General features: G+C 44.1%; 13 protein-coding genes. All 13 read left to right on the top strand.

All coding sequences use genetic code 11. The annotated features are described in order from the left end of the window. Positions 1-433 precede the first annotated feature (433 nt). The 13 genes from rpsB (at position 434) to lpxA (ending at position 13,457) form a co-directional block, all read left to right on the top strand. Complete coding sequence (gene rpsB / locus OH461_RS00315) at positions 434-1,162, top strand: 30S ribosomal protein S2 (RefSeq protein WP_260261169.1); 729 nt, start codon at positions 434-436, stop codon at positions 1,160-1,162. A gap of 131 nt (positions 1,163-1,293) precedes the next feature. Beyond that, positions 1,294-2,136 (top strand): translation elongation factor Ts, encoded by an 843-nt coding sequence (gene tsf / locus OH461_RS00320; protein ID WP_270018690.1) that lies wholly within the window; start codon positions 1,294-1,296, stop codon positions 2,134-2,136. Between the two features lie 168 nt (positions 2,137-2,304). After that, positions 2,305-3,036, top strand: coding sequence for a UMP kinase (gene pyrH, locus OH461_RS00325; protein WP_260261167.1), 732 nt, complete (start codon positions 2,305-2,307; stop codon positions 3,034-3,036). A 92-nt stretch (positions 3,037-3,128) separates the two neighbouring features. Then, positions 3,129-3,686 carry a ribosome recycling factor gene (gene frr, locus OH461_RS00330; protein ID WP_260261166.1) on the top strand — a complete coding sequence of 186 codons (558 nt, stop codon included), beginning with the start codon at positions 3,129-3,131 and terminating at the stop codon, positions 3,684-3,686. Between the two features lie 93 nt (positions 3,687-3,779). Then, complete coding sequence (gene uppS, locus OH461_RS00335; protein WP_270018691.1) at positions 3,780-4,535, top strand: polyprenyl diphosphate synthase; 756 nt, start codon at positions 3,780-3,782, stop codon at positions 4,533-4,535. An 11-nt stretch (positions 4,536-4,546) separates the two neighbouring features. Beyond that, positions 4,547-5,389 (top strand): phosphatidate cytidylyltransferase, encoded by an 843-nt coding sequence (locus OH461_RS00340; RefSeq protein WP_270018692.1) that lies wholly within the window; start codon positions 4,547-4,549, stop codon positions 5,387-5,389. Between the two features lie 46 nt (positions 5,390-5,435). Continuing rightward, on the top strand, positions 5,436-6,644 hold the full coding sequence (gene ispC, locus OH461_RS00345; protein WP_270018693.1) for a 1-deoxy-D-xylulose-5-phosphate reductoisomerase: 1,209 nt from the start codon (positions 5,436-5,438) through the stop codon (positions 6,642-6,644). Next, on the top strand, positions 6,641-7,999 hold the full coding sequence (gene rseP / locus OH461_RS00350) for a sigma E protease regulator RseP (protein WP_270018694.1): 1,359 nt from the start codon (positions 6,641-6,643) through the stop codon (positions 7,997-7,999). Before ispC ends, rseP begins: the two co-directional genes overlap by 4 nt. A gap of 40 nt (positions 8,000-8,039) precedes the next feature. After that, positions 8,040-10,442, top strand: a complete 2,403-nt coding sequence (bamA, locus tag OH461_RS00355; RefSeq protein WP_270018695.1) for an outer membrane protein assembly factor BamA — start codon at positions 8,040-8,042, stop codon at positions 10,440-10,442. 15 nt (positions 10,443-10,457) lie between these two features. Beyond that, the gene (locus OH461_RS00360) at positions 10,458-10,967 is read left to right on the top strand and encodes an OmpH family outer membrane protein (protein ID WP_270018696.1); all 510 of its coding nucleotides are present in this window, start codon (positions 10,458-10,460) and stop codon (positions 10,965-10,967) included. Positions 10,968-10,970: 3 nt separating this feature from the next. Then, a complete protein-coding gene (gene lpxD, locus OH461_RS00365; RefSeq protein WP_270018697.1) occupies positions 10,971-12,002 on the top strand; it encodes a UDP-3-O-(3-hydroxymyristoyl)glucosamine N-acyltransferase in 1,032 nt (343 codons plus the stop codon). A gap of 212 nt (positions 12,003-12,214) precedes the next feature. After that, entirely contained in the window at positions 12,215-12,667 is a 453-nt protein-coding gene (gene fabZ, locus OH461_RS00370; RefSeq protein WP_260261227.1) for a 3-hydroxyacyl-ACP dehydratase FabZ, read from the top strand. A gap of 1 nt (position 12,668) precedes the next feature. Then, positions 12,669-13,457: an acyl-ACP--UDP-N-acetylglucosamine O-acyltransferase gene (gene lpxA / locus OH461_RS00375; protein WP_270018698.1), complete on the top strand. Its 789-nt coding sequence runs from the start codon at positions 12,669-12,671 to the stop codon at positions 13,455-13,457. The last annotated feature ends 1 nt before the right edge of the window (position 13,458 follow it).

The raw sequence follows: 13,458 nt of genomic DNA on the forward strand, positions 1-13,458 counted from the left end.
AATGAACGCATTTTAACAGGAAGAGTTGAGAATGTGTATTTGTGTTATTTGGATCATGTTTATGCCATGACGAATAGGCAATGTTGGCATTCCACAACATGCGTTGAGTGATAACGAGGTTCGTTCAAATCGCATTAGTTTGTCGCTAACGGTTCAAGTGCCAGATTTAAGTAAGTAGAAATTGCGAATTTCTATCGTCGCGAATTTGCTACGAATAGATTTTTTACTAGCCAATTAGCCTGTAAATATGGTATAAAGCGCGCCGGAAACGTGTTCTGTATTCTTCCTACTTGTTAGCGGCGAGGCAGCACACTTCCATAAACCTATATCTTTAAATCACACACATTCCGACACATATTCCGGGGTGCCCAACTGATAGTTAGGGTCGGAGTTATGGGGAATGTGGAGGCCTAACCCCATAGAGGATTTTAAAATGGCAACTGTATCAATGCGCGATATGCTAAAAGCTGGTGTTCACTTCGGTCACCAAACTCGTTACTGGAACCCAAAAATGAAGCCATTCATCTTTGGCGCTCGTAACAAAGTTCATATCATCAACCTAGAAAAAACTGTACCAATGTTCAACGAAGCTCTAGCTGAACTAGCTAAAGTTGGCGAGAAGAAAGGTAAAGTTCTATTCGTAGGTACTAAGCGCGCTGCATCTGAAGCTGTTAAAGAAGCTGCAATCGCAAGCAACCAGTTCTACGTAAACAACCGCTGGTTAGGCGGTATGCTTACAAACTACAAAACTGTTCGCCAGTCAATCAAGCGTCTGAAAGATCTTGAAGCTCAAGCTCAAGACGGTACTTTCGACAAGCTAACTAAGAAAGAAGCTCTAATGCGTACTCGTGAAATGGAGAAGCTAGAGAAATCTCTTGGTGGTATCAAAGACATGGGCGGTCTACCTGACGCTCTATTCGTAATCGACGCTGATCACGAGCACATTGCGATTAAAGAAGCTAACAACCTAGGTATTCCAGTTTACGCTGTAGTAGATACTAACTCTAACCCAGACGGCGTTGACTACATCATCCCAGGTAACGACGATGCGATCCGTGCAGTACAGCTTTACCTAAACGCTGCTGCAACTTCAGTAACTGAAGGTCGTAACAAAGACGTAGCTGTAGCTGCTGAAAAAGATGGTTTCGTAGAAGCTGAATAATAGCGGCTCCGAGTCACACTTAGTCTGTGTACAACACGGTTGTCACATAGTCTGAGTTATAGTTATCAGCAGGGGCCGTCATTATAGGCCCCTGTTTTTTACCAAATTCTGAATCAACTGAGGAATAGAGAATGGCTGTAACTGCTGCTCTAGTTAAAGAACTTCGCGAGCGCACTGGCGCTGGCATGATGGAATGTAAAAAAGCGCTTGTTGAAACTAACGGCGACGTTGAACTAGCAATCGAAAACATGCGTAAATCTGGCGCTGCTAAAGCTGCTAAGAAAGCAGGTAACGTTGCTGCTGAAGGCGCAATCATCATTAAAGAAGAAAACGGCGTTGCTGTTCTTCTTGAAGTTAACTGCCAAACTGACTTCGTTGCTAAAGACGGTAACTTCACTGCATTTGCTGAAGAAGTTGCAGCTGACGCTCTAGCAACTAAAGCAACTGCTGAAGAGCTACAAGCGAAATTCGAAGAAGCTCGCGTTGCTCTTGTTGCTAAGATCGGTGAAAACATCAACATCCGTCGCGTACAGTACGTTGAAGGTGCTGCAATCGCTTCTTACCGTCACGGTGAGAAAATCGGTGTAGTTGTTGCTGGTGAAGGCGACGCTGAGACTCTTAAGCACGTTGCAATGCACGTAGCTGCTTCTCGTCCAGAGTACGTTAACCCTGAAGATGTACCTGCTGACGTAGTAGAAAAAGAGAAAGCTGTTCAAGTAGAAATCGCTATGAACGAAGGCAAACCAGCTGAAATCGCAGAGAAAATGGTTGTTGGTCGCATGAAGAAATTCACTGGCGAAGTTTCTCTAACTGGTCAAGCTTTCGTTATGGAACCTAAGAAGTCTGTAGGCGAAATCCTTAAAGAGCGTGGCGCTTCTGTTGCAACGTTCGTTCGTCTAGAAGTAGGCGAAGGTATCGATAAAGGCGAAGAAATGAGCTTCGCTGACGAAGTAGCAGCTGCTCAAAAAGGTTAATCCTTAGAGTTAGTTCACTTTAAAGACCGTAGCCAAGGCTGCGGTCTTTTTATGACTAGCCGTGATGAATGGGTATCAGAAGCGAGAGCGTATTTCAGGTAGAATGCCGCTAAATTCTGTATCTATTCATGACTGTTAATCAATAACTCTCTTTGGAAGGTAAACTCCATGACAACGAACCCTAAGCCAGCGTATCAACGTATTCTGTTAAAACTGAGTGGTGAAGCACTTCAAGGTGAAGAAGGCTTTGGCATTGACCCTACGATCCTAGAACGTATGGCACAAGAAGTAAAAGAGCTGGTTGAACTCGGCGTTCAAGTGGGTGTAGTTATCGGTGGTGGTAACCTTTTCCGAGGTGCAGGCCTTGCTGAAGCGGGTATGAACCGCGTTGTAGGTGACCACATGGGTATGCTAGCGACAGTAATGAACGGCCTAGCTATGCGTGATGCACTACACCGTGCATACGTAAATGCTCGCGTAATGTCTGCAATTCCTCTAAAAGGCGTATGTGACGACTACAATTGGGCTGATGCAATTCGTGAACTTCGTCAAGGTCGTGTTGTTATCTTCTCAGCTGGTACGGGTAACCCATTCTTCACAACAGATTCTGCAGCGTGTCTACGTGGTATTGAGATCGAAGCGGACTTGGTTCTCAAAGCAACTAAGGTAGATGGTGTATTTACTGCTGACCCAGTAGCAAACCCAGACGCAGAGCTGTATAGTGAACTGACGTACGCAGAAGTTCTTGATAAAGAGCTAAAAGTAATGGATTTGGCAGCGTTCACTCTAGCGCGTGACCATAAAATGCCAATCCGTGTATTCAATATGAATAAGCCAGGCGCACTACGTCGCGTGGTTATGGGTGAAGCTGAAGGTACGCTAATCAGCGATAAGGCTTAATCTGCGTAGATGCCATCGAATATCGGTGGCATTTGGCTTTGCTCACCCCTAAAGAGCTTTCTTGAAGAAAGATGAATCATTAAGGTGAAACCGTGATTAACGAAATCAAAAAAGACGCGCAAGAGCGCATGGAAAAAAGCGTTGAAGCGCTAAAAAATAACCTTTCAAAAGTTCGTACTGGCCGCGCTCACCCAAGCCTGCTATCTGGTATCTCTGTAGAGTACTATGGTGCGCCAACGCCTCTTAACCAAGTGGCTAACGTTGTTGCTGAAGACGCTCGTACTCTTGCAATTACTGTTTTCGACAAAGAGCTAACACCAAAAGTTGAAAAAGCGATCATGTCTTCTGATCTTGGTCTAAACCCAATGTCAGCGGGTACTATCATTCGCGTTCCACTTCCACCGCTAACAGAAGAACGTCGTAAAGATCTGGTTAAGATCGTTCGTGGCGAAGCTGAAGGTGGTCGCGTTGCTATCCGTAACATCCGTCGCGATGCAAACGGCGAGCTAAAAGCACTACTGAAAGATAAAGAAATCTCTGAAGATGAAGATCGTAAAGGTCAAGATGAGATTCAAAAGCTGACTGACGCAGCTGTTAAGCAAGTTGATGATGTACTTGCTGCAAAAGAAAAAGAGCTGATGGAAGTATAATTCTTCAGTCCTCTTCAAAAAAAAGCGCTGTACTCGCAGTTCAGCGCTTTTTTGTGCTACTCTTTGTTCCCTGCTCGTAACCCATTTACCTTTATGTCAAACTCACAAATCTCACCTGAATTACTTCCAAAACATATCGCTGTTATTATGGATGGCAATGGCCGTTGGGCTAAGGCACAAGGTAAACCTCGTGTATTCGGCCACAAAAACGGTGTGGCTGCAGTCAGGAAAACCATTACGACTGCTGCTCGTTTAGGGATTAAAGCGGTGACGCTGTTTGCATTTAGCAGTGAAAACTGGCGCCGACCAGAAGAGGAAGTGGGCGTGTTGATGGAGCTGTTTATTACGGTTCTGTCGTCAGAGGTGAAACGCTTACATAAAAACAATTTACGTCTGCGTATCATTGGTGACAAGAGCCGCTTCAACGATCGACTGCAAAAGAAGATTGCTCAAGCGGAAGAGATGACTGCGGGTAACTCTGGTATGGTGATCAATATTGCTGCCAACTATGGCGGTAAATGGGACATCATGGAAGCAACGAAAGCCATTGCTGCTAAAGTTGAACAGGGTGAACTTACGCCAGAGCAAATCAGCGAAGCGCTGATCACAGAGCATTTGACCATGGCGGATCTGCCTGAGGTTGATTTATTGATTCGTACCAGTGGTGAATGTCGAATCAGTAACTTCATGCTTTGGCAAATGGCCTACGCAGAAATGTACTTTACGCCAATTTTTTGGCCAGAATTTAATGAAGACAGTCTGATTGAAGCGATATCATGGTTTATCGATCGTGAGCGCCGTTTTGGTTGTACTGGTGAACAAATCAAATCTTTGATGGAAAGTAACTAAAGGACTCAAGTTTGAAACAAAGAATAATAACGGCACTTATCCTTGCTCCATTAGTTATCCTTGCGATCTTTAAACTCTCATTACCTCTTTTTATCGCACTTATTGCCGCTGTTACGTTGATCGGCTTTTGGGAATGGACGCAGTTTGTTGATGCGAAATCTCGCTTTTTAGCTCTAATTCCTGGGGTAGCTGTATCCGCATTGAGTTTGGCTTTTATTCCTTTTGATGCATTTAGCCTAAATAACCTGACTTCGTCGCACTACTTAGTATTAGCTATCGGTGGGGCTTGGTGGGTTATTTCAAGTTTGTTAGCGATCACTTACCCTAAGTCATCTGCGTTATGGCAAGGCTCTAAAGTTTTACGTCATATTTTCGGTATGTTGACTCTTTTACCTTTCTTCTGGGCGATTGTGATGCTCAGAGCAGAAGGTATCACAACCGATGCTTACCACGGTTCTAAACTCGTTTTATACGTTTGTTTTATTGTTTGGGCAGCGGATAGCGGTGCTTACTTTGCGGGTAAGAGCTTTGGTAAGCGTAAAATGGCACCTCATGTCAGTCCGAACAAAACCATTGAAGGTTTGATTGGTGGTATTATTACTGCCATCTTAGTTGGATGGGCAGCCGCTACCAGCTTTGATATCGAATTTAGTAGTGTAGGCACGTTTGTCATCATTACCTTAGTCACGGTTGTCATTTCAGTACTCGGTGACTTAGTTGAAAGCATGTTTAAACGAGTGTCAGGAATTAAAGATAGCAGCAACATTATTCCTGGGCATGGCGGGGTATTAGACCGCGTCGATAGTCTTACTGCTGCGTTTCCTGTCTTCGCTCTTCTATACTTCTCATTCTAATGATAAGGCGAGTGTTAAGCTCGCCTGATTACTTACTGGTTATGCTATGCGTAAGTTAACAATACTGGGTGCAACTGGCTCTATTGGAGCAAGCACATTAAAAGTTATTGAAAACAACCCTCAACACTTTCAGATCGTTGCGCTTGTCGCAGGCACCAATGTTGAGAAAATGGCTCAGCTTTGTCATAAGTGGCAGCCTAAATATGCAGTGATGGCTACAGACGCCGCCGCTCAGCAGCTCCAACAAGCCTTATTCTTGAACGGCACAAAAACCCAAGTGTTTGCTGGCATTGATGCGATGTGCCAAGTTTCTTCTTTCTCAGAAGTTGACACCGTTATGGCGGCGATCGTTGGTGCGGCTGGCTTATTACCTACCATGGCAGCCGTAAAAGCGGGTAAGCGAGTGTTACTGGCGAATAAAGAAGCGTTAGTGATGTCCGGTCAACTGTTTGTTGATGCAGTGAAAGAGAGTGGCGCAGAGTTACTACCAGTAGACAGTGAGCACAATGCTATTTTCCAATGTCTTCCGGCTGAGATTCAAACTCAGCTAGGCCATTGTGATTTAGAAAAACATGGCATCTCACATATCTTATTGACGGGTTCTGGTGGTCCGTTTAGGTACAGCGATTTGGCTGAACTTGAGACGGTAACACCGGAACAAGCCATTGCGCACCCTAACTGGTCAATGGGGCCAAAAATCTCGGTGGATTCCGCCACCATGATGAATAAAGGTCTTGAGTACATTGAGGCGAAGTGGCTGTTTAATGCCAGTCGTGAGCAAATGAAAGTGGTGATTCATCCACAATCAGTCATCCATTCAATGGTGCAATACAAAGATGGCTCGACGTTGGCGCAAATGGGCGAACCTGATATGGCGACGCCAATTGCATTGACGCTATCTTACCCTGAACGCGTTACAGCGGGCGTTGCGCCACTTGACTTTACCAAAGTGGGTGAGCTGACCTTCCTTGAGCCTGACTACAGTCGATACCCTTGCTTGAAGTTGGCGATCGATGCTTGCTATGAAGGCCAGCACGCAACGACAGCACTCAATGCCGCTAACGAAATTGCCGTTGAATCATTTTTGAACAAAAAGATCGCATTTACAGACATTGCAAAGGTCAATAACGGAGTAACTTCAAAAATTTGTGCGATGAATGCTCAGCTAAGCTGTGATGACTTGGAAAGCATTCTTGAGGTCGATAGAATGGCACGCACTTTGGCAGTCGAAATAATCAACGGGCGTAAATTATGACCGGTATTTTGTGGAATTTTGTCGCATTCATTATTGCCTTAGGCATTTTGGTTGCGGTGCACGAGTTTGGCCACTTTTGGGTCGCACGTCGTTGTGGTGTCAAAGTAGAAAAATTCTCGATTGGTTTCGGTAAGTCTTTGTGGAGTAAAGTCGGCAAAGATGGCACGGAATACAGCATTTCAATCATTCCGCTAGGTGGTTTCGTTAAAATGTTGGATGGGCGTGTTGATGATGTGTCTGATGAGATGCAGCAATACGCATTCGATAAGAAACCATTATGGAAACGTGCCTCGATCATCGCGGCAGGTCCTGCTTTTAATTTCTTGTTTGCTATTTTTGCTTACTGGCTCGTTTTTCTTATTGGAGTTCCTGCCGTTAAGCCTGTCGTTGGTGAAGTAACGCCGTATTCGATTGCTGCGGAAGCAGGTTTAGAAACTGGAATGGAACTAAAAGCCATTTCCGGCGTCAAAACCGCGGACTGGGAATCGGTAAATATGGCGCTTGTTTCGCATATTGGCGACAAGCAAATGCAGATAACCGTGATGCCAGCACAAGGTGTTGGGGTCGAGCAGACAAAAACCTTAGATCTTTCTAGTTGGAAAATTGACCTTGAAAGTGAATCTGCGTTAACTACGTTGGGCTTTCGACCTTATACCCCTGAGATCTCTACTCAGCTGAGTAATGTCACAGAAGGGAGTGCAGGTCAAGGTGCAGGCTTAATAGCGGGTGATGTGATTGTTGCTATTAATGGTCAAGAGATTCAACAATGGAATCAAATTGTTGAGTTGATTCGCAGTCACCCAAATAAACCAATGGCACTGGTCGTTGAGCGTAGTGGTGAAAATTTGCCTCTGACTTTAATTCCGAATAGTCGTGAAATTAGAGACGGTGAGCAGATAGGTTTTGCGGGAATCGCTCCTGAAGTCGCAGAATGGCCGGAAAACTATCGCTTCGAGCTGCAATTTGGTGTATTTGATTCTATCGGTAAAGCGGTAGATAAAACGGGTCAAGTGATTGACTTAACGCTCAGTATGCTTAAGAAGCTGATCGTTGGAGATGTTGGCCTAAATAACTTAAGTGGCCCTATTTCTATAGCGAAAGGTGCAGGAACCACAGCCGATTACGGCTTAGTGTATTTCTTAGGTTTCCTAGCTCTAATCAGTGTTAACTTGGGCATTATTAACTTAGTACCACTACCAATGTTGGATGGTGGTCATTTACTATTTTTAGCTATCGAGGCGGTGATTCGACGTCCAGTACCAGAAAAGGTACAAGAGATGGGATACCGACTAGGTGGTGCAATAATTTTTACCCTTATGGCTGTAGCGATATTTAACGACTTTGCACGCTTATAAAGTGGAATAAAGGTTGTAGTAAGGAATAACTAAAACAAATATGGCGATGAAAAAAATTTTGCTAGCGACACTGCTTGCAACCAGTGTCTCTGCTCACGGTGCTGACAACTTTGTAGTTCAGGACATTCAAATAGACGGTTTGCAACGTGTGGCGCTAGGTGCGGCATTGCTCAAAATGCCTATTCGTATCGGTGATACCGTGAGTAATCAGGATGTGGCTGAGATCATTCGAGCTCTTTATTCAACCGGTAACTTTGAAGATATCAAAGTGTCGCGTGATAACAACGTGCTGGTTATTCAAGTTAAAGAGCGTCCGACAATCGCAAGTATTTCTTTCTCAGGAAATAGTGCGATTAAAGATGAGCAACTACAGCAAAACCTTGATGCTTCGGGTATTCGTACTGGTGAGGCGTTGGATCGCACCACGTTATCTAACATTGAAAAAGGTCTAGAAGACTTTTACTACAGTGTGGGTAAATATAATGCCAGCGTTCAAGCGGTTGTTACTCCACTTCCTCGTAACCGTACCGACCTGAAGTTTGTCTTCACAGAAGGTGTTTCGGCTAAGATTCAACAAATTAACTTTATTGGTAATGAAGTCTTTACTGATGCTGAGTTAATGAGTCGCTTCAATTTGAATGCCAATGTGTCATGGTGGAACTTCCTTTCTGACGACAAATACCAAAAACAAGTCCTTGCCGGTGATATTGAAGCACTACGCTCGTACTACTTAAACCGTGGTTATTTGAAATTCCAGCTGACTTCAACGCAAGTTGCTATCTCTCCTGATAAAAAAGGCGTGTACATCACTCTTGGCCTTGATGAAGGTGCGGCATACAGCGTTAAAGATGTCGAGTTCCGTGGTGAGCTGATTGGTAAAGAACACGAATTTGAGCTGATGGTACCGTTTGAAAAAGGCGAAATTTACAGTGCAGCATCGGTAACGGCTTTAGAAGACGGTGTAAAACGAGCTCTAGGTGAGGCAGGTTACGCGTATCCTGAAGTTCGTACTATCCCAGAATACGATGAAGAGACGAAAGAAGTTTCGTTGATCGTTAACGTTCAAGCAGGAAAACGTATTTATGTTCGCGATATTCGCTTTGTAGGTAACAACTCTACGAAGGACGAAGTATTGCGCCGTGAAATGCGCCAAATGGAAGGCAGCTGGCTAAACTCTAAAGCGATAGAAACAGGTAAAGGCCGTCTTAACCGTCTAGGCTTCTTTGAAACGGTTGATGTTCAAACGGTACGAGTGCCAGGCAGCGATGACCAAGTGGATTTGGTCTATAACGTAAAAGAGGCTAACTCAGGTAGCGTAAACTTCGGTATCGGCTACGGTACTGAATCGGGCATTAGTTTCCAAGTTGGTTTGCAACAAGATAACTTTGCAGGCACAGGTAACCGTGTTGGCGTTAGTGCCATGATGAACGATTACCAAAAGAACTTAACATTAGAATATCGTGATCCTTACTGGAACCTTGATGGTGTCAGCATGGGTGGTAAAGTGTTCTATAACGAATTCGAAGCTTCTGAAGCTGGTATTGTTGACTATACCAACGAAAGTTACGGCGCGAGCTTAACTTGGGGTTTTCCATTCGATGAACTAAATCGTGTTGAATTTGGCGTTGGTTATACTCACAACAAGATTGGTAACGTGCCAACTTACGATCAGGCAGAGCTCTTTGCGCAAAGTATTGGTCAGCCAGACGGTGATATTAAAACCAACGACTTTGATATGAACCTATCTTGGACGCGAAACAACCTAAACAAAGGTTATTTCCCAACAGCTGGTAACTATCAACGTGCATTCTTTAAAATGACCGTACCTGGCTCTGATGCACAGTACTTCAAAACTCAGTATGATATCCGTCAGTACATCCCATTGACTAAAAAGCATGAGTTTACTTTCTTAATGCGTGGTCGTTTGGGTTACGGTAACGGTTATGGTCAAACGGATGGCAACGATAACTTGTTCCCATTCTACGAGAACTACTATGCCGGTGGCTTTACTACCTTGCGTGGTTTTGGCTCGAACAGCGCGGGTCCTAAAGCGGTATATACTGACCGTTCAGGTAGCTGTGGTAACAATGGCTGTGTGACCGCAACGGATGACTCTGTTGGTGGTAACGCTGTAGCGCTAGCAAGTATGGAAGTTATCTTCCCAGTACCATTTGTATCAGAGGAAGCTCGAAGCCAAATTCGTACTAGTGCGTTTGTAGACGCTGCGAGTGTTTGGGATACTGAGTTTGTCTACCGTGAAGGTGTAACAGACGCTGAGTATTATGATTATTCTGATCCAACCAACTTCCGCGCTTCTTATGGTGTGGCGCTGCAATGGATGTCTCCAATGGGGCCGCTAGTATTCTCTGTAGCGAAACCAATTGAAATTTATGAAGGTGATGACGAAGAATTCTTCACTTTCACGATCGGCAGAACCTTCTAATAAAGGAAAATTAAAGTGAACAAAATGATTAAAGCGGCTGGTGTTGGCCTTGTTGTTATGACGTCTTCTCTTTTTGCAAATGCTGCTGAAGCTGCGCAAAAGATTGGCTATGTAAATACTGCTCAAGTATTCCAAGCGCTTCCTCAACGTGAAGTGGTTTTGCAAAAAATGCAAAGCGAATTCAAAGACAAAGCGGATGAGCTGAAATCGATTCAAAAGCAGATCCAAACTAAAGTTGAAAAGCTTAAGCGTGACGGTCAACTGCTAGGTGAAGACGAGGTTGAAAAACTACGTATTGAAATTGGTCAGCTACAAAGCAAATTCAAGATCAAAGGCCAAGCGCTAGAGCAAGCGTCTGCTCGTCGTGAAGCTCAAGAAAAACAAAAACTATTTAAAGTGATTCAAGATGCTGTGAAGAAAGTATCTGAAAAAGAAGGCTACGACATCATCATTGATGTTCAAACCATGCAATATGGTAAGCCTGAATTTAACATCTCTGAAAAAGTAATCGCAGAACTAAAATAATTTATGACACAACTGACTTTAGCCGATTTGGCGACTATTACCGGGGGTGAGCTACATGGCGATGCTAACGCATCCGTCACCATGGTAGCTCCAATGGATAAAGCACAGCATGGCCATGTAACCTTTTTGTCAGACTCTAAATACGCAAAGTATTTGGCTGACTGTCAAGCAACGGTTGTTATGGTTAAAGAAGCGCAGCGAGAGCTTTGTAGCGGGAACGTATTAGTGGTTGCCGACCCATACGTTGCCTTTGCAAAGGTAGCTCAAGCTCTAGATACTACGCCTAAAGCAGCAGCGGAAATCGCACCTTCAGCGGTAATCGCGAATGATGCAACATTAGGTGAAAACGTTGCAATTGGCGCAAATGCGGTAATTGAAAGCGGCGTAACACTTGGTGATAACGTTGTAATCGGCGCAGGGTGCTTTGTTGGTAAGAACGCTTCTATAGGCGCAAATAGCCAACTCTGGGCAAATGTCAGTGTGTATCATAACGTGCAAATTGGCACGGATTGTTTAGTTCAAGCAAACACGGTTATTGGTAGTGACGGATTTGGCTATGCCAATGAAAAAGGTGAGTGGATCAAAATTCCTCAGCTTGGCACTGTTATTGTTGGTAATCGTGTTGAAATCGGTTCAGGTACAACCATCGACCGTGGTGCACTAGAAGATACGATCATTGCTGATAATGTCATTCTAGATAACCAAATCCAAATCGCGCACAACGTACAGATCGGATATGGTACAGCCATGGCTGGTGGTACTGTAGTGGCTGGCAGTACCAAGATTGGCAAATATTGTATTATCGGCGGCGCTACAGTTATCAATGGGCACATTGAAATCGTTGATGGCGTTACCATTACTGGTATGGGTATGGTAATGCGCAGTATTGATGAGAAAGGTGTTTATTCGTCGGGTATACCGCTACAAACGAATAAAGAGTGGCGTAAAACCGCAACTCGTGTGCACCGTATCGATGATATGAATAAACGTCTTAAGGCGGTAGAAAAGCAGCTTAAGCCTAGCGCTGACGCTTAATTAGCTACTGTGAAAAAAGGCTCGCTTAATGCGAGTCTTTTTATTCTTAGCAACCGTTTGATGTAGAATGCGTTGCTGAATAAATAGACGACAATGCTAAGTGGATTCAACTAGACTTGTTGAAAGTACAGCGAATTATGCACCTAGCTTGAACTTCGGTATATAATGCCAATCAGATACTCAGTTTAGAATTTGAAAATAGGATAATGACTTTGACTACTGAAAAGAAAACGATGAACATTACTGAAATCCAGGAATTGTTGCCTCATCGCTACCCATTTCTGTTGATTGACCGCGTCACTGATTTCGAAGAAGAGAAATATCTAACCGCGATTAAGAACGTTTCAGTAAACGAGCCTCAGTTCACGGGTCATTTCCCTCAACTTCCAGTATTCCCTGGCGTACTTATTCTTGAAGCTATGGCTCAAGCGACAGGCTTGCTAGCGTTTAAATCTTTTGGTGCGCCAGAAGGTAATGAACTGTACTACTTTGCAAGTGTTGATAATGCTAAGTTCCGTAAACCGGTAACACCTGGCGATCAACTGGTTATTGAAGTTGAATTTGTAAAAGAGCGTCGTGGTATTGCTGCATTCAAATGTGCGGCAAAAGTAGATGGTGACGTTGTTTGTTCTGCTGATCTTAAGTGTGCTCGCCGAGAGTTTTAATATGATTCATGAAACCGCTCAAATCCACCCAGCGGCGGTGGTAGAAGAAGGTGCAAAAATTGGCGCTAACGTAACCGTTGGCCCATTCACCTACATCACAGGGAATGTGGAGATTGGCGAAGGCACCGAAGTGATGTCTCACGTCGTTATTAAAGGCCATACTAAAATTGGTAAAGATAACCGCATTTTCCCTCACGCTGTGATTGGTGAAGAAAACCAAGACAAGAAATACGGTGGTGAAGACACCACGGTTGTGATTGGTGATCGCAATGTTATTCGTGAAGCGGTTCAAGTGCATCGTGGTACGGTTCAAGACAAAGCAACAACAGTGATTGGTGATGACAATCTACTGTGTGTAAATGCTCATATTGCTCATGACGTTATCGTGGGTAATCACACTCACATTGGTAACAACGCTATTCTTGGCGGTCATGTGACGGTTGGTGACTATGCGGGCGTGATGGCTTTATCAGCGATTCACCCATTCTGTAGCGTAGGCTCTTACGCATACATTGGTGGTTGTTCTGCGGTTGTTCAAGACGTTCTTCCTTATGTGCTTGCTCAAGGTAACCATGCAACACCTTATGGTCTTAACCTAGTAGGCCTTAAGCGTAATGGTTTTGAAAAACCAGAGCTACGCGCATTACAAAAAGCGTACAAAGAAATCTACCGTTCAGGTAAAACAATGGAAGAAGTGAAGCCTGCTTTGGCTGAAATGGCGAAAGAGTTTGCTTCGATTAAACCAATGCTAGCGATGCTAGAATCGACTGAACGTGGCATTATTCGCTAAT

The sequence above is a fragment of the Vibrio sp. LaRot3 genome (assembly GCF_027587025.1).
Classification (GTDB): Bacteria; Pseudomonadota; Gammaproteobacteria; order Enterobacterales; family Vibrionaceae; genus Vibrio.

What these genes read in the sequence shown, in the direction of transcription:
- lpxA (WP_270018698.1), top strand. Translation starts at nt 12,669, where the DNA reads ATGATTCATGAAACCGCTCAAATCCACCCAGCGGCGGTGGTAGAAGAA.
- rseP (WP_270018694.1), top strand. Translation starts at nt 6,641, where the DNA reads ATGACCGGTATTTTGTGGAATTTTGTCGCATTCATTATTGCCTTAGGC.
- pyrH (WP_260261167.1), top strand. Translation starts at nt 2,305, where the DNA reads ATGACAACGAACCCTAAGCCAGCGTATCAACGTATTCTGTTAAAACTG.
- tsf (WP_270018690.1), top strand. Translation starts at nt 1,294, where the DNA reads ATGGCTGTAACTGCTGCTCTAGTTAAAGAACTTCGCGAGCGCACTGGC.
- ispC (WP_270018693.1), top strand. Translation starts at nt 5,436, where the DNA reads ATGCGTAAGTTAACAATACTGGGTGCAACTGGCTCTATTGGAGCAAGC.
- rpsB (WP_260261169.1), top strand. Translation starts at nt 434, where the DNA reads ATGGCAACTGTATCAATGCGCGATATGCTAAAAGCTGGTGTTCACTTC.
- bamA (WP_270018695.1), top strand. Translation starts at nt 8,040, where the DNA reads ATGGCGATGAAAAAAATTTTGCTAGCGACACTGCTTGCAACCAGTGTC.
- uppS (WP_270018691.1), top strand. Translation starts at nt 3,780, where the DNA reads ATGTCAAACTCACAAATCTCACCTGAATTACTTCCAAAACATATCGCT.
- lpxD (WP_270018697.1), top strand. Translation starts at nt 10,971, where the DNA reads ATGACACAACTGACTTTAGCCGATTTGGCGACTATTACCGGGGGTGAG.